The 20,384-nt window shown below is 68.9% G+C and carries 21 protein-coding genes and 1 tRNA gene; 12 read left to right on the forward strand and 10 right to left on the reverse strand.

What is annotated here, in order from left to right; genetic code table 11:
* Positions 1-332: 332 nt before the first annotated feature.
* Positions 333-926, reverse strand: coding sequence for a TetR/AcrR family transcriptional regulator (locus ACGFU7_RS09305; RefSeq protein WP_393693885.1), 594 nt, complete (start codon positions 924-926; stop codon positions 333-335).
* Between the two features lie 123 nt (positions 927-1,049).
* Between ACGFU7_RS09305 and paaN the strand changes: the two genes are divergently transcribed.
* Entirely contained in the window at positions 1,050-2,750 is a 1,701-nt protein-coding gene (paaN, locus tag ACGFU7_RS09310) for a phenylacetic acid degradation protein PaaN (protein ID WP_393693887.1), read from the forward strand.
* Positions 2,751-2,942: 192 nt separating this feature from the next.
* Here the strand turns inward: paaN and ACGFU7_RS09315 are convergent, their stop codons facing one another.
* Genes ACGFU7_RS09315 through ACGFU7_RS09325 form a run of 3 tightly spaced genes read right to left on the reverse strand, consistent with a single transcriptional unit; the run spans position 2,943 to position 5,760 of the window.
* The gene (locus ACGFU7_RS09315; protein ID WP_393693889.1) at positions 2,943-3,728 is read right to left on the reverse strand and encodes a TrmH family RNA methyltransferase; all 786 of its coding nucleotides are present in this window, start codon (positions 3,726-3,728) and stop codon (positions 2,943-2,945) included.
* A complete protein-coding gene (locus ACGFU7_RS09320; RefSeq protein ID WP_393693891.1) occupies positions 3,725-5,008 on the reverse strand; it encodes an HTTM domain-containing protein in 1,284 nt (427 codons plus the stop codon). Before ACGFU7_RS09320 ends, ACGFU7_RS09315 begins: the two co-directional genes overlap by 4 nt.
* Positions 5,005-5,760 (reverse strand): DUF5819 family protein, encoded by a 756-nt coding sequence (locus tag ACGFU7_RS09325; protein ID WP_393693893.1) that lies wholly within the window; start codon positions 5,758-5,760, stop codon positions 5,005-5,007. The genes ACGFU7_RS09320 and ACGFU7_RS09325 overlap by 4 nt, the downstream gene beginning before the upstream one ends.
* Before the next feature lie 119 nt (positions 5,761-5,879).
* On the opposite strand from ACGFU7_RS09325, the gene paaA reads away from it, so the two are divergent.
* The 6 genes from paaA to ACGFU7_RS09355 all read left to right on the forward strand — a co-directional run bounded on the left by paaA (position 5,880) and on the right by ACGFU7_RS09355 (position 10,770).
* On the forward strand, positions 5,880-6,884 hold the full coding sequence (paaA, locus tag ACGFU7_RS09330; protein ID WP_393693895.1) for a 1,2-phenylacetyl-CoA epoxidase subunit PaaA: 1,005 nt from the start codon (positions 5,880-5,882) through the stop codon (positions 6,882-6,884).
* A complete protein-coding gene (gene paaB / locus ACGFU7_RS09335) occupies positions 6,881-7,171 on the forward strand; it encodes a 1,2-phenylacetyl-CoA epoxidase subunit PaaB (protein ID WP_327368469.1) in 291 nt (96 codons plus the stop codon). The genes paaA and paaB overlap by 4 nt, the downstream gene beginning before the upstream one ends.
* Complete coding sequence (gene paaC, locus ACGFU7_RS09340; protein WP_393693897.1) at positions 7,168-7,869, forward strand: 1,2-phenylacetyl-CoA epoxidase subunit PaaC; 702 nt, start codon at positions 7,168-7,170, stop codon at positions 7,867-7,869. Before paaB ends, paaC begins: the two co-directional genes overlap by 4 nt.
* Positions 7,863-8,369: a 1,2-phenylacetyl-CoA epoxidase subunit PaaD gene (gene paaD / locus ACGFU7_RS09345; protein WP_393693899.1), complete on the forward strand. Its 507-nt coding sequence runs from the start codon at positions 7,863-7,865 to the stop codon at positions 8,367-8,369. The genes paaC and paaD overlap by 7 nt, the downstream gene beginning before the upstream one ends.
* Positions 8,370-9,428: a 2Fe-2S iron-sulfur cluster-binding protein gene (locus ACGFU7_RS09350; protein ID WP_393693901.1), complete on the forward strand. Its 1,059-nt coding sequence runs from the start codon at positions 8,370-8,372 to the stop codon at positions 9,426-9,428.
* A 142-nt stretch (positions 9,429-9,570) separates the two neighbouring features.
* A complete protein-coding gene (locus tag ACGFU7_RS09355) occupies positions 9,571-10,770 on the forward strand; it encodes an acyl-CoA dehydrogenase family protein (protein WP_393693903.1) in 1,200 nt (399 codons plus the stop codon).
* Between the two features lie 73 nt (positions 10,771-10,843).
* Here ACGFU7_RS09355 and ACGFU7_RS09360 read toward each other — a convergent pair whose 3' ends face one another.
* The 4 genes from ACGFU7_RS09360 to ACGFU7_RS09375 form a co-directional block, all read right to left on the reverse strand.
* A complete protein-coding gene (locus ACGFU7_RS09360; RefSeq protein ID WP_393693905.1) occupies positions 10,844-11,188 on the reverse strand; it encodes a rhodanese-like domain-containing protein in 345 nt (114 codons plus the stop codon).
* A gap of 46 nt (positions 11,189-11,234) precedes the next feature.
* Positions 11,235-12,215, reverse strand: a complete 981-nt coding sequence (locus tag ACGFU7_RS09365; protein WP_393693907.1) for a J domain-containing protein — start codon at positions 12,213-12,215, stop codon at positions 11,235-11,237.
* A 58-nt stretch (positions 12,216-12,273) separates the two neighbouring features.
* A complete protein-coding gene (locus ACGFU7_RS09370; protein ID WP_393693909.1) occupies positions 12,274-13,734 on the reverse strand; it encodes a DUF2252 domain-containing protein in 1,461 nt (486 codons plus the stop codon).
* A 148-nt stretch (positions 13,735-13,882) separates the two neighbouring features.
* On the reverse strand, positions 13,883-15,025 hold the full coding sequence (locus ACGFU7_RS09375; protein WP_393693911.1) for a hypothetical protein: 1,143 nt from the start codon (positions 15,023-15,025) through the stop codon (positions 13,883-13,885).
* Between the two features lie 91 nt (positions 15,026-15,116).
* Between ACGFU7_RS09375 and ACGFU7_RS09380 the strand changes: the two genes are divergently transcribed.
* Positions 15,117-15,587 (forward strand): MarR family winged helix-turn-helix transcriptional regulator, encoded by a 471-nt coding sequence (locus tag ACGFU7_RS09380; protein ID WP_393693912.1) that lies wholly within the window; start codon positions 15,117-15,119, stop codon positions 15,585-15,587.
* Between the two features lie 90 nt (positions 15,588-15,677).
* On the opposite strand, the gene ACGFU7_RS09385 is transcribed toward ACGFU7_RS09380, so the two are convergent.
* The gene (locus ACGFU7_RS09385) at positions 15,678-16,022 is read right to left on the reverse strand and encodes a winged helix-turn-helix transcriptional regulator (RefSeq protein ID WP_393693914.1); all 345 of its coding nucleotides are present in this window, start codon (positions 16,020-16,022) and stop codon (positions 15,678-15,680) included.
* Positions 16,023-16,151: 129 nt separating this feature from the next.
* Here ACGFU7_RS09385 and ACGFU7_RS09390 point away from each other — a divergent pair, with 129 nt between their 5' ends.
* Positions 16,152-16,763 carry an FMN-dependent NADH-azoreductase gene (locus ACGFU7_RS09390; RefSeq protein ID WP_393693916.1) on the forward strand — a complete coding sequence of 204 codons (612 nt, stop codon included), beginning with the start codon at positions 16,152-16,154 and terminating at the stop codon, positions 16,761-16,763.
* 174 nt (positions 16,764-16,937) lie between these two features.
* Here the strand turns inward: ACGFU7_RS09390 and ACGFU7_RS09395 are convergent.
* A tRNA-Leu gene (locus tag ACGFU7_RS09395) sits at positions 16,938-17,020 on the reverse strand.
* Positions 17,021-17,335: 315 nt separating this feature from the next.
* Here ACGFU7_RS09395 and ACGFU7_RS09400 point away from each other — a divergent pair.
* The 3 genes from ACGFU7_RS09400 to ACGFU7_RS09410 all read left to right on the forward strand — a co-directional run bounded on the left by ACGFU7_RS09400 (position 17,336) and on the right by ACGFU7_RS09410 (position 20,378).
* A complete protein-coding gene (locus ACGFU7_RS09400; protein WP_393693918.1) occupies positions 17,336-18,226 on the forward strand; it encodes an FhaA domain-containing protein in 891 nt (296 codons plus the stop codon).
* A 10-nt stretch (positions 18,227-18,236) separates the two neighbouring features.
* Entirely contained in the window at positions 18,237-18,752 is a 516-nt protein-coding gene (locus ACGFU7_RS09405) for an FHA domain-containing protein (protein WP_093895021.1), read from the forward strand.
* Positions 18,753-18,881: 129 nt separating this feature from the next.
* Positions 18,882-20,378: a Stp1/IreP family PP2C-type Ser/Thr phosphatase gene (locus ACGFU7_RS09410; RefSeq protein ID WP_393693920.1), complete on the forward strand. Its 1,497-nt coding sequence runs from the start codon at positions 18,882-18,884 to the stop codon at positions 20,376-20,378.
* Positions 20,379-20,384: the final 6 nt, after the last annotated feature.

Below are 20,384 nucleotides of genomic sequence, written 5' to 3' on the forward strand. Positions count from 1 at the left end.
GACCAGTAGACGTGAACCAGTAATCCGATTCAGGACCGGAACTTCTTCAGGAGCCGTACTTCTTGAGGAACGCCTGGGACCTGGCCCAGTTCTTCACACTGCCGAGCAGCGCCACCCGAAGCCGTCCGGCGTCACGCCCTCGGCCGCACTCCGGCCGCCTCGTCCGTCCGCGCCGGCCCCTCCGTCACCGTCGCCTCCACCGCATCCGGTCAGCGACACGGCCACGAGCAGCACGACAGCGGACAGGACCCCGGGAGCACGCAAGACAGGAGCACGCAAGACAGCGGTCATGCCGAAGGATGGCGGCCTGGACCTGTCCGGCCGCCAGCGGCTCAGTGGCTGGACCGCATCCCCTCGAAGGCCACCCGGACGAGCGTGTCCGCCAGCCGCTCCCCCTCGACGCCGCCGTCAGGTTGCGGCCGGTACCACTCCACCAGGGAGTTGACCATCCCGAAGAGCAGCCGTGTCACCAGCCGTATGTCCACGTCGGAGCGGAGATCGCCGTCCGCGACCGCCGCCCGGAGCAGATCGGTCACCCGGTGGTCGAACTCGCGCCGCCGCTCCATGGCCCAGCGCTCGGCCTTCGTATTGCCCCGCACGCGCAGCAGCAGCGTGACGTAGGGCAGTTCGGCTATCAGCACATCGACGGTGCGACGGGTGACGTACTCGACCCGCTCGATCGCACGCCCCTGCGTCGCTCCCGGCTCGTCGAGGATTCCGAAGAGCCCGTCCAGCGCCCGGCTGACCGCACGACGGAGCAGTTCCTCCTTGCCCGCGACATGGTGGTAGATGGACGACTTGGAGATGCCTGCCGCCTTGGAGAGATGCTCCATGGACGTGCCGTCGTAGCCGCGCTCGTTGAAGACACGGACGGCGACGGTGAGCAGAGTCTCCGGGGTGTACGTGTCCCGCTTGGCCGTGGTCATGTCCGCGATCCTCCCCTACGAGTTGTCCACAGGTTTGGCGGGCCCCCTTGTCCCGACCGATCGTTCGGTTACTCTAACTCTGTCCGCCCGTCCCTGCCCAGCTCGATGAGGAGTTGGTCCGTCATGGCCGCCGAGCTCTCCCCGCACCTGCTGTCCGAGAAGCACCGCCCCACGCTCGACCAGGCCCTCGACGCGATCCGTACGCGCGCCTACTGGTCCCCGCATCCCGAGCATCCGAAGGCATACGGCGAGGGCGGCGCCCCCGGCAGCCTGAGCGCCGCCGAGGGCAAGGCCTCCTTCGACGGCGTGCTGCACACCCGGCTCGACCTCGGCCAGCCGGGCACCGACGGCTGGACGGGCGGAGAGACCTCTCCGTACGGGCCGGAGCTGGGCGTCGAATATCCGCACGCCGACCTGGACGTCCTGCTGCCGGCGATGCGTACGGGAATGGCGGCCTGGCGCGCGGCGGGCCCCGAGATCAGGGCCCTGGTCTGTCTGGAGATCCTGGCGCGGATCAGCGCCAGGACCCATGAGTTCGGCCATGCCGTGATGCACACCAGCGGCCAGGCCTTCATGATGGCGTTCCAGGCGGGCGGCCCGCACGCCCAGGACCGCGGCCTGGAGGCGGTGGCGTACGCGTACGAGGAGCAGATCCGCACCCCGCAGAGCGCCGACTGGTCCAAGCCGCAGGGCAAGCGCGACCCGCTCCAGCTGCACAAGTCGTTCACCGCGGCACCCCGCGGCATCTCGCTCCTGATCGGCTGCAACACGTTCCCCACGTGGAACGGCTATCCGGGCCTCTTCGCCTCCCTGGCCACCGGCAATCCCGTCCTGGTCAAGCCGCACCCGCGCGCCGTGCTTCCGCTCGCGCTCACGGTGCAGCTGGCCCGCGAGGTGCTCGTCGAGGCGGGCTTCGATCCCAACCTGGTCGCCCTGGCGGCCGAACGGCCGGGCGAAGGCATCGCGAAGACCCTCGCGGTCCGCCCCGAGATCAAGATCATCGACTACACGGGCTCCACCGCCTTCGGCGACTGGCTGGAGACCAACGCCCGCCAGGCCCAGGTCTACACAGAGAAGGCCGGAGTCAACACGATCGTCCTCGACTCCACCGACAACTACCAGGGCATGCTCGCCAACCTGGCGTTCTCCCTCTCGCTGTACAGCGGCCAGATGTGCACCACCCCGCAGAACCTGCTGATCCCCCGCGACGGCATCACGACCGACGCCGGCGACAAGACATACGACGAGGTCGTCGACGACATCGCCGCCGCGGTCAACGGTCTGCTGGGCGACGACGCCCGGGCGAACGCACTGCTCGGCGCCCTGGTCAACCCCGATGTGAAAACCCGCCTGGAGGCGGCCGCAGAGCTGGGCGAAGTCGCCCTGACCTCCCGCGAGGTGGCCAACCCGGAATTCCCCGACGCCGTGGTCCGCACCCCCGTCGTCGTCAAGCTGGACGGCACCAAGCCCGACGACGAGGAGCACTACCTGTCGGAGTGCTTCGGACCGGTCTCCTTCGCAGTAGCGGTCGACTCGACAGCCGACGCCGTGGAGCTGCTCCGCCGCACGATCCGCGACAAGGGCGCGATGACAGTAGGCGCGTACACCACCTCACCGGAGGTGGAGCGCGCGGTGGAGGACGTCTGCCTGGAAGAGTCGGCCCAGCTCTCGCTGAACCTGACCGGCGGGGTGTACGTCAACCAGACCGCCGCGTTCTCCGACTTCCACGGCTCGGGCGGCAACCCGGCAGCGAACGCGGCCCTGTGCGACGGAGCCTTCGTAGCAAATCGCTTCCGCATGGTGGAAGTCCGCCGCCAGGCGTAACCCCCGGCTCCGGCCTTCTGCTCCGTCCACCCGGCACCCAGCTCTTCCGGGCTTCCTCCCAGCCCCTCCGGCGTTTGAGGGGCTGGGGGTCCGGGGGCGGAGCCCCCGGTTACGGGAAGGGGCGGGTAGGGAACAGATCCGCCCCAGGCTCGCCCACCCGCACCCACGCCCAAACCCGCCGCCCCACCTACCTCAGAACCCCGGCCCGGGCCCCTGCTCCCGCCCCGCCCCCGGAATTTCCGCATACCGCTGCACCCACGCATGCATGGCAATCGCAGCCGCAGCTCCCGCATTGATCGACCGCGTCGACCCGAACTGCGCAATGGAGCACACCATCGCCGCGTGCTTGCGGGCCTCCTCGGTCAGCCCGGGCCCTTCCTGCCCGAAGAGCAGCACACACCGCCGCGGCAGCTCGGTCCGCTCCAGCGGCACCGCCCCCGGCAGATTGTCGATCCCGATGATCGGCAGCCCCTCCGCCGCCGCCCACGCGGTCAGCGATTCCGTGTCGGGGTGGTGCCGCACATGCTGGTACCGGTCGGTGACCATCGCACCGCGCCGGTTCCAGCGCCGTCGCCCCACGATGTGGATCTCCTTGGCGAGGAAGGCGTTCGCGGTGCGCACCACGGAGCCGATATTGAAGTCGTGGCCCCAGTTCTCGACCGCCACATGGAAGTCGTGCCGCCGCAGATCCAGGTCGGCGACGATTGCCTCCCGCGTCCAGTACCGGTAGGCGTCGCCCACGTTGCGCCGGTCGCCGTAGGCAAGCAGCTCGGGGTCGTACCGCTCGTCCACGGGCCAGGGCAGCGGGTGCGGCCCGACACCGATTTCCGTCCCGAATCCGTCGTCGTACTGCATGGGTTCCGCCGCCGGTACAGAGGCAACGGACGGTTCAAGTCCTGGGGACTCCTCGATCAACGATTTCCCGCCGGTACTGCCGGTGCTGCCGGTGCTGCCACTGCTGCCGCTCTCACTACTCACCCGACGAGCGTATGGCCCCCGTCGCCGCTGTGCTGCGGGGCCTCCTCGTCATCGACGGCACGCCGCTGCCCCGGCACCTTGCCCCTGCGCGAGAACAGAAGCTCCCGTCCGAGGGTCGCCCGGCCGCCGAGCCACACCAGGAAGACGGTCGGCAAGAAGACGGAGTCGGCGGCGATCATCGCCATCGAGAAGAACGGCAGCCCGAGCAGCAGGGCGATGCCGGCGTGCTCGCACATCATGACGACGAGCAGGACGTTCTTGACCCGCCGGTTGAACAGGGTGAAGGGGAAGGCGACCTGAACGATGACCGTGCCGTACGTCAGCAGCATCACCATCACACCGCTGGACGCGAGGATGTCCGACAGCCCGGGCCAGGGCGTGAAGTAGTCGAGCTTGAGCGGGTAGTACAGCGCCGTGCCGTCCTGCCAGCGCGAACCCTGGATCTTGTACCACCCTGCCGTCGCGTAGATCAGACAGACCTCGGCCATGATCACGACGAAGGTCGCGTTGTGGGCGAGGTTGGCGACGACATCGAGCAGGGTGCGCGCCTCGCTGTGCGGCGCGTAACGATTCACGGCCCACCAGGCACCCTGGCCGACCCAGAGGGCCCAGAAGAGAACCGGCAGCCACCAGGTGCCGCCGAGGCCGTCTGTCACGGTGGCCACGATCAGAACCAGGCCGAGCACCACCCAGAGAACCGGGCCGGCCACGTTCCCCCACACCGAACGCCGAGGACCATCGTCTTCCGCATCCGAATCCGCCGAACGGGCCACATGGGTCACACCAGCCACACTGGCCGCACGGCCTGCACGGAGCGCATCCAACGACCAGACCTGCCCGCAGCGCGTCAGCACGAGATAGATCGCCATCAGATGGATGACGTTGTCGCCGCCGTCACCCATGAAGATGCTGCGGTTCTGCAGGGAGAGCACACCGGCCATGAAAAGGACCGACATGGCGCGGGTGTGCCAGCCGACCATCAGCAGCGCGGCGGAGAGCAGAGCAACCGCGTACACGATCTCGAACCAGACCGTGCTGTCCGACCACATGAGCGTGGTGAAGGCTTGATTGCCCGATATGAGCTGCTGCGCCATGTCCCAGCGCCACGGGGCGTCGGGTCCGTACATCTCGTGGCGGTGCGGCAGTTCGCGCAGCAGGAACAGCAGATAGGTGGCGGAGAAACCGATCCGGATGACGGCGCTCTGGTACGGGCCGAGGGCCGAGGAGGTGATGCGCTGAATGCCGCGGGCCAGCTTGCGGTCGAAGGTGAACGTACTCACTTGTCCGCCTCCTTGGAGTTCTCGGGCAGGTCGGCGGGGGTTACGGTCCACCACGGCAGCACCCGGTAGGACGGCTTCGTGCTGATCTTCTCCTCGCTCCATCCAGGTGCCGCGATGGACCGCACCTCGGAACGGATCTGGATGCGCTCGACGGTGCCGCCGTAGTCGTGTTCGCCGAGGCGCAGCATCGCGATACGGCGGATGTAGCTCTCGGAGAGCTCACCGCGCAGGCCGTTCGCCCGGTTCTCGTTGTCGTGGGAACTGAGATAGAAGTCCCAGCCGCGACGCAGCTCGTTCTGATGGACGTGGCTGGGGAGCAGATTGCCGCGTATCGCCTTGCCGTCCTCACCTGAAAGGCTCATCCAGGGGGTCGTGTGGCGGCCGTCGGCGCCGACTATCTCGGCTCGTACATGAACGGCGACGTTCTGCTGAAGCGGGTTCGGGGCGAAAAGCTTCCAGTTCTGCTCGAACTCGGGATAGATCCAGTCGTCGACCGCTTCGCCGTGCTGCTTGGTCAGGGTGTTGGAGGGTGCGACGTGCAGAAACACCATGGCCAGCTGAGCGCAGGCGACCAGCCCGATGACCGACAGTGCGATCGCGGCAACGATCTGGTACGGAAGTGACAGGGCAGCCATGCCACCACGGGGACCTGGACCCGGCCCCTGACCAGCGCCGGACGACACGTCCTCACGCTGTCCCGACCCTGGCCCGGCGCTCCCGCTCCCGACACCCCTGTCGTCGTACGAATCCATCCCGCCCCGATCCCCGTCGATCCCCGGTGAGTTATCCACAGGGTTGACACCCTACGGGCCACCGACTCACCATTGAAGACATTGAACCGAACGATCGGTCGGTCGGTAGGGAGTCCGGGATGACGGCAGTGACTGCGAGCCAGACAGCGCAGGCAGGAGCAGGCAGGCCCGAAGGGGCGGACAAGGCCCTGGAGGCAGCCTTCGACGCCGCGGTGGCGGCGGACGAGCGCATCGAGCCGCGTGACTGGATGCCGGATGCATACCGCGCCTCGCTGGTCAGGCAAATGGCCCAGCATGCCCACTCCGAAATCATCGGAATGCAGCCGGAGGCCAACTGGATCTCGCGAGCGCCCTCGCTGCGCCGCAAGGCGATCCTGATGGCCAAGGTGCAGGACGAGGCCGGACACGGGCTCTATCTCTACAGCGCCGCGGAAACCCTCGGCACCGGCCGCGAGGAGCTGCTCGACAAGCTCCACGCAGGCCGCCAGAGGTATTCATCGATCTTCAATTACCCGACGCTGACCTGGGCGGACGTCGGCGCGATCGGCTGGCTTGTGGACGGCGCCGCGATCACCAACCAGGTTCCGCTCTGCCGCTGCTCCTACGGCCCGTACGCCCGGGCGATGGTCCGTATCTGCAAGGAGGAGTCCTTCCACCAGCGTCAGGGTTACGAGCTGCTGCTCACCCTCAGCCGCGGCACCCCGGCGCAGCACGAGATGGCGCAGGACGCGGTGAACCGCTGGTGGTGGCCGTCCCTGATGATGTTCGGCCCGCCGGACGACGCATCGGCCCACTCGGCGCAGTCGATGACCTGGAAGATCAAGCGGCACTCCAACGACGAGCTGCGGCAGCGCTTCGTCGACATCTGCGTCCCGCAGGCCGAGGCGCTGGGACTCACCCTCCCTGACCCGGATCTCCGGTGGAACGAGGAGCGTGGACAGCACGACTTCGGGTCGATCGACTGGCAGGAGTTCCAGGAGGTCCTCAAGGGCAACGGCCCGTGCAACGAGCAGCGCCTCACCCAGCGCCGCCGGGCGCACGAAGAGGGTTCCTGGGTCCGGGACGCGGCGGTTGCGTACGCCGAGAAGCACACAGCAGTACGGAACGGGGAGGCGACAGCATGAACAGCTCGACCGAATGGCCGCTGTGGGAGGTGTTCGTGCGTTCGCGCCGCGGGCTGTCCCACACCCACGCGGGCAGCCTGCACGCCCCGGACGCGGAAATGGCCCTGCGCAACGCGCGCGATCTGTACACGCGCCGCTCCGAGGGCGTCTCCATCTGGGTGGTCCCGTCCGCACAGGTCACGGCCTCCTCGCCGGACGAGAAGGACTCCTTCTTCGAGCCGGCCGGTGACAAGCCGTACCGGCACCCGACGTTCTACGAGATCCCGGAAGGGGTGAAGCACCTGTGACCGCGGCCCTCGCCCTGGGCGACGACGCGCTGGTGCTCTCGCACCGGCTGGGAGAGTGGGCCGGCCATGCCCCCGTACTGGAAGAGGAAGTGGCCCTGGCCAACATCGCCCTGGACCTGTTGGGGCAGGCCCGGGTGCTGCTCTCCCTCGTCGGGGACGAGGACGAGCTGGCGTATCTGCGCGAGGAGCGCGCCTTCCGCAACGTCCAACTGGTCGAGCAGCCGAACGGCGACTTCGCCCACACCATCGCCCGCCAGCTCTACTTCTCCACCTATCAGCGACTGCTCTACGAGCAGCTGGCGGCCGGTGAGAGTCCGTTCGCCGGACTGGCGGCGAAGGCGGTCAAGGAGGTCGCCTACCACCAGGACCACGCGGAGCACTGGACGCTGCGGCTCGGCGACGGCACGGCCGAGAGCCATGAGCGGACGCAACGCGGGGTCGACGCCCTGTGGCGGTTCACCGGCGAGCTGTTCCAGCCCGTCGAGGGCGTGGAGATCGACTGGCAGTCGCTGCACAGCGGCTGGCTGGAGTCCGTCACCGCAGTGCTGCAGCAGGCCACGCTGACCGTACCGGCCGGCCCGCAGTCCGGAGCATGGACGGCGGGCGCGGGACGTCAGGGCATCCACACCGAACCCTTCGGCCGGATGATCGCCGAGATGCAGCATCTGCATCGCAGCCACCCGGGGGCGTCATGGTGACCGAAACACTCCTGGAAGAGGAGCTGCACCGGCTGGCGGGCTCCGTACCCGATCCCGAACTGCCCGTACTGACCTTGGACGAGCTGGGGGTGCTCCGAGGCGTGGACGTGCTCGCGCCCGGCAAAGTCACGGTGCGTCTCACCCCGACCTACACCGGCTGCCCGGCGATCGAGGCCATGTCCGCCGACATCGAGCAGGTGCTGCACGACCATGGCATACCGGAGGTCTCCGTGGTCACCGTGCTCTCGCCGGCCTGGTCCACGGACGACATCAGCGCGGAAGGGCGGCGCAAGTTGGCCGAGTTCGGCATCGCGCCCCCGCGCCCGCACGACGCCACGGCCCCCGCAGGCGGCCCGGTGCCGCTCACGCTCTCGGTCCGCTGCCCGCACTGCGGCTCGACCGACACAGAGCTGCTGAGCCGGTTCTCCTCCACCGCATGCAAGGCACTGCGCCGCTGTGTGACATGTCGCGAACCGTTCGACCACTTCAAGGAGTTGTAGATGTTCCATCCGCTCCGGGTCCGCGCGATCGAACGGCTCACGGACGATTCGGTGGCCGTCACCCTCGCCGTACCGCCCGAGCTGCGCGAGACCTTCCGCCACAAGCCCGGCCAGCACCTCAATGTGCGCTACAGCGTCGATGGCGAGGAGATCCGCCGCTCGTACTCGATCTGCTCCCCGGCCACCGAGGAACCGGCAGATCCCGTGCTACGAGTAGGCATTCGGCTTGTCGACGGCGGCACGTTCTCCACGTACGCGCTGAAGGAACTCGCCGTCGGCGACCTGGTAGAGGCGATGCCCCCGATGGGCCGCTTCGTGCTCACGCCCCGCGCCGGACATTTCGTGGCGATCGTCGGAGGCAGTGGGATCACCCCGGTGCTGTCGATCGCGGCGACACTGCTGGCGCGGGAGCCCGCCGCCAGTTTCTGTCTGATCCGCAGCGACCGGACGGCGGTCTCGACGATGTTCCTGGACGAGGTCGCCGACCTCAAGGACCGCTACCCGGACCGGTTCCAGCTGGTCACGGCGCTCTCCCGGGAAGAGCAGCAGGCGGGTCTCCCGTCCGGCCGGCTGGACCGGGACCGGCTCACCGAGCTGCTGCCCGCGCTGCTACCGGTGCCGGAGGTGGACGGCTGGTATCTGTGCGGGCCGTTCGGACTGGTACAGGCGGCCGAACGCGCGCTGCACGGCCTGGGCGTCGACCGGACCCGTATCCACCAGGAGATCTTCCATGTGGACGACGGCCCGAGCACGCCTGCCCGCGCACGGGCCGAAACGCCTGCTCACAGCAGTCTCACCGCGACCCTGGACGGCCGCTCCGGCACATGGCCGGTACAGGAGAGTGAATCGCTGCTGGAGACCGTGCTGCGCAGCCGCTCCGACGCGCCGTACGCCTGCAAGGGCGGTGTGTGCGGAACCTGCCGGGCGTTCCTGGTCTCGGGCGAGGTACGGATGGACCGCAACTTCGCGCTGGAACCCGAAGAGACGGGCGCCGGCTATGTGCTGGCGTGTCAGTCGCACCCCGTCACCCCGGAGGTGGAGCTCGACTTCGACCGCTGACCACACCCATTTCGCCCACCCACCCCCGTTCATGCCCCTCACCTCCCACCCCTCCTCCTGTTCCCTTCTCATAGAACCTGTTCTATCTTGACGGTCCGTCAGGTCCGGGTACGGGAGCAGCGGTTCGCGGGAGGCCAGGGCAGTGGACTTCACCTTCACCGAGGAACAGCAGGCAGCCACTGAGGCAGCGAGAGCGGTCTTCTCGGGCGTTGCGCCCGACGGGGTGCCCAGTCCTGCTCTCGTGCCGGGAGCGGTGGCCGAGGACATCGACCGGCCTCTGTGGGCCGGACTCGCCGCAGGCGACCTGCTGAGTCTGACGCTGTCGCCGGAGCACGGCGGGGCCGGACTCGATCTCGTCGCGCTCTGTCTGGTGCTGCGCGAGTCCGCCAGGGTGCTTGCGCGGGTGCCGCTGCTGGAGACGTGCGCGGTCGCGATGGCGCTCCAGCGCTACGGCGACGAGGGGCTGGCCGCCGAGTTGCTGCCCCGGGTCGGCCGGGGCGAGCTGGTTCTCACCGTCGGGGCCAACGGCCGCTCCGGCCACGATCCGGCCGAGCTCGCCGTCACCGCCCGCCGGGAAGCCCCCGCAACGAGCAACCGGCCCGGCGAGGGTCCTGGCGACGCCCCCGGGGATGCCGATGCTGACACTGCGGGCTGGGTGCTCGACGGGGTGCAGTCAGGGGTGCCGTGGGCGCAGGCCGCGGACTGGATCGCGGTTCCCGCCCACACGGGCGAGGGCCGGGCTGTTGTGGCTCTGATCCGGCCCACCCACGTCGGCGTCACTCTGGCCGAGCAGGTCTCCACGAGCGGTGAGCTGTTCGCCGAGGTCCGGCTGGATTCGGTACGGATCGACAGCCGTGCGCTGATCGACACCGCCGGGGCCTGGGAGTGGCTGCGCGCCCTGCTCACCACTGGGACGTGCGCGCTCGCGCTGGGCCTGGGCGAAGCCGTGCTCGCCATGACGAGTGAATACACCGGCAAGCGCGAGCAGTTCGGCTTTCCCGTCGCGACCTTCCAGTCCGTCGCCGTACAGGCAGCGGACCGTTACATCGACCTGCGGGCCATGGAAGTGACGCTCTGGCAGGCGGCCTGGCGGATCTCCACCGGGGCCGACGGTGCACTGCCGGCCGAGGGCGACATTGCCGTGGCGAAGATCTGGGCGTCGGACGGTGTCCGCCGGGTCGTGCAGACGGCACAGCATCTGCACGGCGGCTTCGGCGCGGACACCGACTACCCGCTGCACCGCTTCCACGCCTGGGCGAAGCAGATCGAGCTCTCCCTCGGTCCTGCGGCGGCACACGAGGAGGCACTGGGCGACCTACTGGCCGCACACCTCCTCGGCTGACACCGGCCAGGCCCTCAACCGACGCCGGCCGAGCAGCCGCCCAGCACTCCAGCGACCGAGCAGCCGCCCGGGCTCAGAGCACGAAAGCCGGGTTGCCGTTGTCGGTGACCATCGGACGTCCGGCACCGTCCCAGGCGAGCATCCCGCCGTCGATGTTCACGGCGTCGATGCCCTGCTGCACCAGGTACTGGGTGACCTGGGCGGACCGGCCACCGACCCGGCACATCACATGCACGCGCCGACCGTCCTCGGCAGCCTCGGTCAGCTCCCCGAAGCGGCCCACGAAGTCACTCATCGGAATGTGCAGGGCGCCTTCGACATGCCCGGCCGCCCATTCGTTGTCCTCCCGGACGTCCAGCACAAAGCCGTTCGACGGAACCGCCGCGACATCCACCGAGGGCAGCGGGGCGAAATTCATGGGTCATGCCTTCTCTCGTACGTACGCTCCAGAGTCACCGGGAACGCTACTGCACCAGACCCGCCAGCTCCGCCTCACGCTGAGCGACCTCGCCCAGCAGCTGATCGGCGATCTCGTCGAGCAGCCGATCCGGGTCGTCGGGCGCCATGCGCAGCATGGACCCGATCGCGCTCTCCTCGAGCTCCTGGGCCAGCACCGTCAGGAGTTCCTTGCGCTGGGTCAGCCAGTTCAGCCGGGCGTAGAGCTCCTCGCTCTCGCTGAGCTCCGCCTCCGGCACCACCGGCCCCGCCGCCCACTCCTGCGCCAGCTCCATCAGCAACGGCTCGTCCCCGCGCCCATAAGCAGCGTTGACGCGCGTGATGAATTCCTCCCGGCGTGCCCGCTCCTTCTCGTCCTGCGCCAGGTCCGGGTGGGCCTTGCGCGCCAGCTCGCGGTAGAGCTTGCGCGCCTCCTCGGTCGGCCGGACCCGCTTGGGCGGCCGGACCGGCTGCTCGGTCAGCATCGCCGCCGCCTCGGGGGACAGCCCGTCGGAGTCGATCCAGTCGTGGAACAGCTCGTCGACGCCCGGCATCGGCATCACGATCGCCCGGGCCTCCTGAGCCTTGCGGAGGTCTTCGGGGTCACCGGTCCTGGCGGCTTGGGCCTCCGCGATCTGCGCATCGAGCTCATCGAGGCGGGCGTACATCGGCCCGAGCTTCTGGTGGTGCAACCGGGAGAAGTTCTCGACCTCGACCCGGAAGGTCTCCACCGCGATCTCGAACTCGATCAGCGCCTGCTCCGCCACCCGCACAGCCTTTGCGAGCCGGGCCTCGGGCCGAACCCCCTCAGCAGTCCCGCCGGCAGCCCCGCCAGTCCCGTCGTCAGTGCCAGCAGCAGCGCCGGTCTCCGGACCAGCACCGGCACCACCATCGGCACCGGCCGGCCCTCCGTGCTCAGCATCCTGCGCAGGATGCTCGTGCTGCCGGTCGTTTTCCTGCCGGTCATCGTCGTTCCGGGTGGTCGGCACCCCGGCGGCTTCGTGGGTCACCCGTCCAGCGTATGGCCACCGTCCACGCCCCGAGGACGCGCGGTCGGCTCAATGCTCCTCACACGCCCAGTTCGGCGGCTATCCGCCCCGAACCGATGGCCCGCACCAGCTCCGCGTGGTCCGCCTCCGTACGGTCCGCGTACGTCACCGCGAACGCTGACACAGCCTCGTCCAGCTCTTCGTTCTTGCCGCAGTAACCCGCGATCAGCCGCGGATCGGCGCTGTGCGCATGGGCCCGCGCCAGCAGCGCACCGGTCATACGGCCGTAGTCGTCGACCTGGTCGGCTGCCAGGGCCGCCGGGTCCACACTGCCCTTGCGGTTCCTGAACTGCCGCACCTGGAAAGGGCGCCCGTCGACAGTGGCCCAACCCAGCAGGATGTCGCTGACGACCTGCATCCGCTTCTGCCCGAGCACCACCCGGCGCCCCTCGTGCGCCACCTCCGGCACGTCGAACCCGACAGCCGGGAGGTAGGGCACCAGCACGGAGGGCCGCGCCTCCTTCACCTGCAGTACCAAGGGCTCACCACGGTGATCGAGCAGGAGCACCACGTACGACCGGGTGCCGACGCTTCCCGTGCCGACCACCCGGAACGCCACGTCGTGGATCGCGTATCTGGCGAGGAGCGGTACCCGGTCCTCCGAGACCGTGCCCAGGTAGTCGCCGAGTCCCGCCGCCACGGCGGCGGCCTCCTCGTCCGGCACCCGCCGCAGCACCGGCGGCGCTTCTATGAAACGGCGTCCGCCGTCCCCGGAATCTTCGGTGGACTTGGCCGCGAAGCGGGCGCTGGTGTTGTTACGGGCCTTCTCCGAGACCCGCTCCAGGGTGCCGAGCAGATCCCGCGCATCTGTGTGTGAGACCAACTCCTCGTCCGCGATGGCGTTCCAGGCATCGAGCGCGGGCAGTCTGGCCAGCAGCCGCATCGTCCGCCGGTACGCGCCCACCGTGTCGTATGCGCCCTGGCGGCAGGTGTCCTCGTCCGCCCCGGCCTCGCGCCCGGCGAGCACAAGCGAGGTGGCGAGGCGCTTGAGGTCCCATTCCCACGGGCCGAACACGGTCTCGTCGAAATCGTTCAGATCGATGACCAGGCTGCCCCGCGCATCGCCGTACAGCCCGAAATTGGCCGCGTGCGCATCGCCGCAGAGCTGGGCGCCCACCCCGCTGACCGGTGTGCCCACCAGGTCATGGGCCATCAGCCCGGCCGAGCCGCGCAGAAACGCGAACGGTGTGGCCGCCATCCGCCCCACTCGGATCGGAGCGAGACCGGGCACCCTGCCCCGGCTCGACTCCTCCACCGCCTGCACGGCATCGGGCCGCCCGGCCGGAAGGTCGAGGACGGAGTGAGAGCCCCTGGACACCCTCTCCCGCAGCGCCTTGCCCGCCTCCCTGAGCGACTGCGGCGCACTCTTGCCCGCCGCAGTCGTCACAGCCGCCCGGCGCGCGAATCCGGGCACGACCGGAATACGCGGATCACCTGTCACAGCCCGCTGGACCGGCACTGTCGCTTCGATTTCACCCATGGCGCGCAGCCTCCCCCGCCCTCGCCCTGCGCTCCTGGCCCCATGCCCTGTCGCAGATCAATTGCGACGAAGGTACCGCCGTCCACCGAAAGCCGTCTGCCCCTGTGGAAAACTCACCTCGCGGCCTGTGGACAACACTCTGTCCTGGTCAGACGCCGACGGCCTCTTCCAGCTCTTCCTCCAGCTCTTCCTCGTCGTCCGCCCCGGTCCGGGCCTCGGCCTTGACGTGCCGCCCCCGTCCCTGTGCTCCCCCGGCCTCGGCGGACCCGACGACGGCGCCGGACTGAGCCGTCTCCACGCCGGCCTTCCGCCGCTTCGCCTCGACGAGCCCCGCCGCACCCATCACTGCCAGGCCGACCACGAACCAGAGCACGAGCACCAGCACATGCCTGCCGAGCGCGTGTCCGCCGAAATACACGTGGCTGCGTATGCCCTCGACGAAGCCCGCACCGTTCCAGAAGGAGTGCAGCGCACCGAAGAAGCCGGGCTGCAGCTCGGGCCGGAAGATGCCGCCGGAGCTGGTGAAGTTGAGCATCACGAAGAGCACCATCACGCCGAGCGTCGTCCACCGCTTGAGGAAGGTGTGCAGCCCGACACCGATCAGCAGAATGCCCAGTGAGTAGAGCCAGGCCATCGCCCAGAGACCGCCGAGCCCGTGGTCCACGAGGCCGAACAGCGGACCGGCGAAGACCACTCCGATCACGCTCACCATCAGGGACGCGGCAACCGTCAGGGCGGCCCTGATCCGCAGCGCCAGCACCGCGCCCGCACCGCCGATCACCGCAACCGATGCGTACGAGCCGATGCTCACCGCGACCAGCAGGAAGAAGATGCCCTGACCGGTCGGATCGCCGTCAGCGGTCGGTGCCGTGTCCGTGACCTTCAGCGGGTCCCCCTCCGCGGCCGCAACCTCGGTGAAGACCTTCTCGACCACCGTGGCGCTGGTGTCGGAGGACGCGCTGGCCACCAGCAGCTCGGGGTGCTTCCCCGGCAGGTAGGCACCGTAACTCGCCTGCGTCCTGAGGTGGTTCACCGCCGTCGCGCGATCGGGAACCGTGCGCACGCTCAGCGCCCCGTCACCCTTGTCCTGCAGCGTCTGCGCGAGCACCTGTGCGCTCGGCCCGGACCCGACCACGTCCACCCGCAGATCGTGCGGCTCAGGGGCATGGAATGCCCCGAGGTAGGCGAGCCCCATGCCGATGCACATCAGCAGCGGCGTGACGAGATGGCTCAGCACATGACGCAGAGCGGCGGCGGTGGAGCCGGGGGCGGCACTCGGGCCTGACGGCATTCGGAACACTCCAATAGTTGGCTTTTACAACTCCTAATCTGTTGTACTATACAACTGAAATCCCGAGGAAGGCGAAGCGGAAGGCAAATCAGTGCCAGGCACCCCCGGAGAACGCGAAGAATCGCTGGATGTCATCCAGCGCGAACTGACCGCCTTCGCGCGCCGCGCGCGGGCCGCGGCAGCCCGCCTCCATCCGGAGCTGCCCCTGGTCTCGTACACGCTGCTGGCCCACATCGACGACCGGCACGGCTGCCGCGCAACGGATCTGGCCGCGCACTACATGCTGGACAAATCAACGGTCAGCCGGCAGATCGGCGCTTTGGAGAAACTGGGACTGGTCGAGCGCCACCCGGACCCGGACGACCACCGCATCCAGGTGCTGCACCCCACCGAAGCCGGAACCCAGGCACTCGCATCGACGCAGGCCAGCCGCCGCTCCGCCTACCAGGAGCGCCTCGCGGACTGGACGGCGGACGACCTCGCCAGCTTCGCGGAGTACCTGCTGCGCTACAACGCGGCGGGCGACACGAGCGCGACCGCCCCGCAGACGCCGAAGGCCTGACCCGGCAGAACATCCTCCGGCCCACCACAACCAGCGCGACGGCCAGGGCGCATCCACAGACTCCCGCCCACCCCCGGCATCCGGTACGCCTCAGCAGGGACCGTCGGAGGTCAGGTACGTCTTCGACCAGTGAGCCAGCTCCTTGAGCGCGGGCTCCATCGCGGCACCGGCCCGGGTCAAGCGGTACGAGACCCGCAGGGGCGGCCCCTCATCGACCTCACGGACCACCAGCCCGGCCGCACCCAGCTCGGAGAGCCGGTCCGAGAGCATGCGCTCGCTGATACCCGGAATCGCCCGCCGCAGATCCGCGAAGTGCACCGGCTGCTGCAGCAGCACCGAGACGATCGGCCCCGTCCAACGCTTGCCGAACAGCTCGAAGACGCGGGTGATGCCCACGTCGACCCGCCGACACGCCTGCTCACTGTGCTCCGCCATACACCCAGGGTACTGCGCCGCAGTGCGGGACTTACGAATAGTAAGCACCTATGTTATTACTAGGTACGCACGAAAATAAGGCTCGCCGCATCGGCCCGCCACCATCCCTAGATATCCGTGGAGACCCCCATGGCCACACTTCTGCACCTCGACTCCGCCGTCTTCCCCGAGGGCTCCGCGTCGCGCGATGTCAGTGCCACCTTTGTGCAGACCTGGCGCGAGCAGCACCCCGACGGGCAGGTCGTCTACCGCGATCTCGCCGCCGCCCCACTGCCCCACCTGGACGCCGCGGCTGCCGCCGCCGGTGCCGAGGACCCGCTGCGCCGCGAGCTCGCAGACGAGCTGGCAGCGGCGGACGCCGTCCTGATCGGCGCTCCGATGTACAACTTCAGCATTCCGTCCACGCTGAAGGCCTGGCTCGACCAGGTGATCATCGTCGGCCACAACGCAGGCCCGGACAGCCCCGTGACGGGCACCCCGATCACTGTCGTCGCCAGCCGCGGCGGCTCGTACGCCGCCGGCACCCCGCGCGAGGACGCCGAGTTCGTCCAGAACTACCTGGAGAAGCTGCTGACGAGCATGTTCGGCGCCGAGGTCGACTTCATCGTCCCCGAGCTGACGCTGGCCCGGTCCCAGCCCTCGATGGCCGAGCTCATTCCGCTCGCCGATGCCTCCCGCGCCCAGGCGTTCACCGCGGCCACGGAGAAGGCCAAGGCCCTCGCCGCCCGCCTCGCAGCCTGAGCCGTACGACACAGAGCCGACCGGGGCCCGCGGAGGTCAAGACTCCACGGGCCCCGTAAGCCGCACACCCCCGCAAGACGCCCCGAATCCGGCGTTTCACGTGAAACCAAACCAGGAACGGAAAAGGGAACGAAGAAGCCCCACAGACCGTTGGCCTGTGGGGCTTCTCTCTTGTGCGCGAGGGGGGATTTGAACCCCCACGTCCCTAAGGACACTGGCACCTGAAGCCAGCGCGTCTGCCGTTCCGCCACTCGCGCAAGAGTGGTGTTTCCAGACTCTCTCACCGTTTGGTGCGAGCGCCTGGCGACATCCGGAAGATTAGCACGCTGGACAGGGCGGATTCACATCCGTTGTTTCACCGAACGCCTGGCGGGAACCGGGAACGCCGTGCGGCCGCCCCCACTCCTCCTCAGTGCACCCCAGGTGCGGGACACTGTCTGGGGGCCGCCTCTACGATCCGTGTGAGAGGTGACACTCATCCACAGGGCAGACAAGGGGAACCAGCCGATTTCCCGACGCGTGGATACGATCAGTAAGCAGTACAGGGACGACTACAACGGAGGAGGTGCCCCATGGGAGTCATGAAGCGTTTCGAGCAGCGTCTCGAAGGTCTGGTCAATGGCACCTTCGCCAAGGTCTTCAAGTCCGAGGTCCAGCCGGTCGAGATCGCGGGAGCCCTCCAGCGCGAGTGCGACAACAACGCAACGATCTGGAACCGTGAACGGACCGTCGTCCCCAACGACTTCATCGTTGAACTCAGCACCCCTGACTACGAGCGACTCAGCCCGTACTCCGGCCAGCTGGGCGACGAACTCTCCGGCCTGGTCCGCGACTACGCCAAGCAGCAGCGGTACGCCTTCATGGGTCCCATCAAGGTCCATCTGGAGAAGGCCGACGACCTCGACACCGGGCTCTACCGGGTGCGCAGCCGCACCCTGGCGTCGAGTTCGTCACAGCAGCAGGAGCCCCAGGGCCGGCAAGGACTGCAGAGCCACCCGGGACAGCACGGCCAGTCCGCCTACCCGGGCCCGGGGCGACCGCCACAGCCCACCGGCGGCTACGGCTATCCGCCCAGCTCCGCCCCGCCCATGCCCGCGGCCCCGCCGCCGGGCGCCAGCAGGCCCGGAGCGCCCAGTACCGACCGGCGCCCGCCGGCCGGGCCCAGCCCCCTGCCGAACGCGCAGGTACGGCGCTGGATCGAGATCAATGGCACCCGCCATCAGATCTCCCGCCCGACGCTGGTGCTGGGACGCAGCACCGAAGCCGACGTGCGGATCGACGACCCTGGCGTATCGCGCCGGCACTGTGAGATCCGGACCGGAACGCCCTCGACGATCCAGGATCTCGGGTCCACCAACGGCATCGTGGTGGACGGGCAGCACACAACCCGCGCTACGCTCCGCGACGGCTCGCGGATCGTCGTGGGCAGCACCACCATCGTTTACCGGCAAGCCGAAGGGTGAAGCGGGGGCAATGTCAGAGCTGACCCTGACGGTCATGCGGCTAGGTTTCCTGGCTGTTCTGTGGCTGTTCGTGATCGTGGCCGTCCAGGTCATCCGCAGCGACCTGTTCGGAACGCGCGTCACGCAGCGCGGCTCACGCCGCACTGCGACCGACGCACGGCCGCCACAGGCACGCCAGAATGCCGCGGCACCGCCGCAGCAACGCCAGCAACCCGGCCGCCAGCGCCGGGGGGCACCCACAAAGCTGGTCGTCTCCGAGGGCACCCTCACCGGCACCACGGTGGCGCTCCAGGGGCAGACCATCACGCTGGGCCGTGCCCATGACTCAACGATCGTCCTGGACGACGACTACGCGTCCAGCAGGCATGCCAGGATCTACCCCGACCGTGACGGCCAGTGGATCGTCGAGGATCTCGGGTCCACCAACGGCACGTATCTCGACCGGACCCGGCTCACCACCCCGACGCCTGTTCCGCTGGGCGCGCCGATCCGGATCGGCAAGACCGTCATCGAGCTGCGGAAGTAGTACGACAATGAGCGAGCGGAGCGAGCGAGCCGCGGCGGTCCGGGCAACGGACCCGGCCCGGCTCCCGACCGGAGGGTGGGCAGTGTGGCTCGAGACCGGCTGTACCCCGAGCCGACGGGCGAGGTGCGCATGAGTCTTTCCCTGCGCTTCGCCGCCGGATCGCACAAGGGCATGATCCGGGAAGGCAACGAGGACTCCGGCTATGCCGGTCCGCGCCTTCTCGCCATCGCCGACGGCATGGGCGGCCAGGCAGCCGGCGAGGTCGCCAGCTCCGAGGTGATCTCCACACTTGTCCAGCTCGACGACGACGTCCCGGGCTCGGACATCCTCACTTCGCTCAGCACGGCGGTCCAGCGGGCCAACGACCAACTGCGCATGATGGTCGAGGAGGACCCCCAGCTGGAGGGCATGGGCACCACGCTCACCGCCCTGCTCTGGACCGGCCAGCGCCTCGGTCTCGTCCATGTCGGCGACTCCCGCGCGTACCTGCTGCGCGACGGCGTACTCACCCAGATCACCCAGGACCACACCTGGGTGCAGCGGCTGGTCGACGAGGGCCGGATCACCGAGGAAGAGGCCACCACCCACCCGCAGCGCGCCCTTCTGATGCGTGCGCTGGGCAGTGGCGACCACGTCGAACCCGATCTCTCCATCCGTGAGGTCCGGGTCGGCGACCGCTATCTGATCTGCTCCGACGGGCTCTCCGGCGTCGTCTCCCACCAGACGATGGAAGAGACCCTCGCCAGCTACCAGGGCCCCCAGGAGACCATCCAGGAGCTGATCCAGCTCGCCCTGCGCGGCGGCGGCCCGGACAACATCACCTGCATCGTCGCCGACGTCCTCGACGTCGACAGCAACGACACCCTGGCCGCACAGCTCAACGACACGCCGGTCATCGTCGGCGCGGTCGCCGAGAACCAGGCCGCCCAGCTGAACGACGGCAGCGCCATGCAGACCCCCGCCGGACGAGCGGCCGGCCTCGGCCGCCCCGTCCCGCCGCCCGCAGGCGGCTTCGGCCCGCCCGGAAGCGGCGACGGCGGCGGCTACGGCGGAATGCCGGACGGCTCCTTCGACGCGTACACCGACGACGACTTCATCAAGCCCGGCGGCGGCCGCAAGTGGCTCAAGAGGTCCTTCTACGTCGTGCTCGCGCTCGCTGTCATCGGCGGCGGCCTCTACGGCGGCTACCGCTGGACCCAGAACCAGTTCTATGTAGGCGCGAAGAGCGAACACGTCGCGCTGTTCCGCGGCATCGGCCAGGACCTGGCCTGGGTCTCGCTCTCGAAGGTCGAGAAGGACCACCCCGAGATCGAACTCAAGTACCTCCCGCCCTACCAGCGCAAGCAGGTCGAGGCGACCATCGCCGAGGGCAACCTCACCGCCGCACGCGAGAAGATCGGCGAACTCGCCGTCCAGGCATCCGCCTGCAAGAAGGACGCCCAGCGACGCGCGGCCGAGAAAGCCCGCTCCGACGAGGGCCAAGCCAGTGGTACGGGCTCGGACGCCACCAAGACATCCGGCACGTCCGATGCCACCAAGACCAAGCCGACCGCAGCGACTCCCACTCCTGGTCCCAGCCTCTCGGAGGAAGAGAAAAAGCTGGTCCCGCAGTGCGGTAAGCAGTAAAGCCGT

The organism is Streptomyces sp. NPDC048473, from assembly GCF_043200155.1.
Lineage (GTDB): Bacteria > Actinomycetota > Actinomycetes > Streptomycetales > Streptomycetaceae > Streptomyces.

Excerpts from the sequence above, each read along its gene's own strand:
- ACGFU7_RS09305 (WP_393693885.1), bottom strand. The coding sequence starts at position 926 with ATGACCACGGCCAAGCGGGACACGTACACCCCGGAGACTCTGCTCACC.
- paaN (WP_393693887.1), top strand. The coding sequence starts at position 1,050 with ATGGCCGCCGAGCTCTCCCCGCACCTGCTGTCCGAGAAGCACCGCCCC.
- ACGFU7_RS09325 (WP_393693893.1), bottom strand. The coding sequence starts at position 5,760 with ATGGATTCGTACGACGACAGGGGTGTCGGGAGCGGGAGCGCCGGGCCA.
- paaA (WP_393693895.1), top strand. The coding sequence starts at position 5,880 with ATGACGGCAGTGACTGCGAGCCAGACAGCGCAGGCAGGAGCAGGCAGG.
- paaB (WP_327368469.1), top strand. The coding sequence starts at position 6,881 with ATGAACAGCTCGACCGAATGGCCGCTGTGGGAGGTGTTCGTGCGTTCG.
- paaD (WP_393693899.1), top strand. The coding sequence starts at position 7,863 with ATGGTGACCGAAACACTCCTGGAAGAGGAGCTGCACCGGCTGGCGGGC.
- ACGFU7_RS09350 (WP_393693901.1), top strand. The coding sequence starts at position 8,370 with ATGTTCCATCCGCTCCGGGTCCGCGCGATCGAACGGCTCACGGACGAT.
- ACGFU7_RS09360 (WP_393693905.1), bottom strand. The coding sequence starts at position 11,188 with ATGAATTTCGCCCCGCTGCCCTCGGTGGATGTCGCGGCGGTTCCGTCG.
- ACGFU7_RS09370 (WP_393693909.1), bottom strand. The coding sequence starts at position 13,734 with ATGGGTGAAATCGAAGCGACAGTGCCGGTCCAGCGGGCTGTGACAGGT.
- ACGFU7_RS09375 (WP_393693911.1), bottom strand. The coding sequence starts at position 15,025 with ATGCCGTCAGGCCCGAGTGCCGCCCCCGGCTCCACCGCCGCCGCTCTG.
- ACGFU7_RS09385 (WP_393693914.1), bottom strand. The coding sequence starts at position 16,022 with ATGGCGGAGCACAGTGAGCAGGCGTGTCGGCGGGTCGACGTGGGCATC.
- ACGFU7_RS09390 (WP_393693916.1), top strand. The coding sequence starts at position 16,152 with ATGGCCACACTTCTGCACCTCGACTCCGCCGTCTTCCCCGAGGGCTCC.
- ACGFU7_RS09400 (WP_393693918.1), top strand. The coding sequence starts at position 17,336 with ATGGGAGTCATGAAGCGTTTCGAGCAGCGTCTCGAAGGTCTGGTCAAT.
- ACGFU7_RS09405 (WP_093895021.1), top strand. The coding sequence starts at position 18,237 with ATGTCAGAGCTGACCCTGACGGTCATGCGGCTAGGTTTCCTGGCTGTT.
- ACGFU7_RS09410 (WP_393693920.1), top strand. The coding sequence starts at position 18,882 with ATGAGTCTTTCCCTGCGCTTCGCCGCCGGATCGCACAAGGGCATGATC.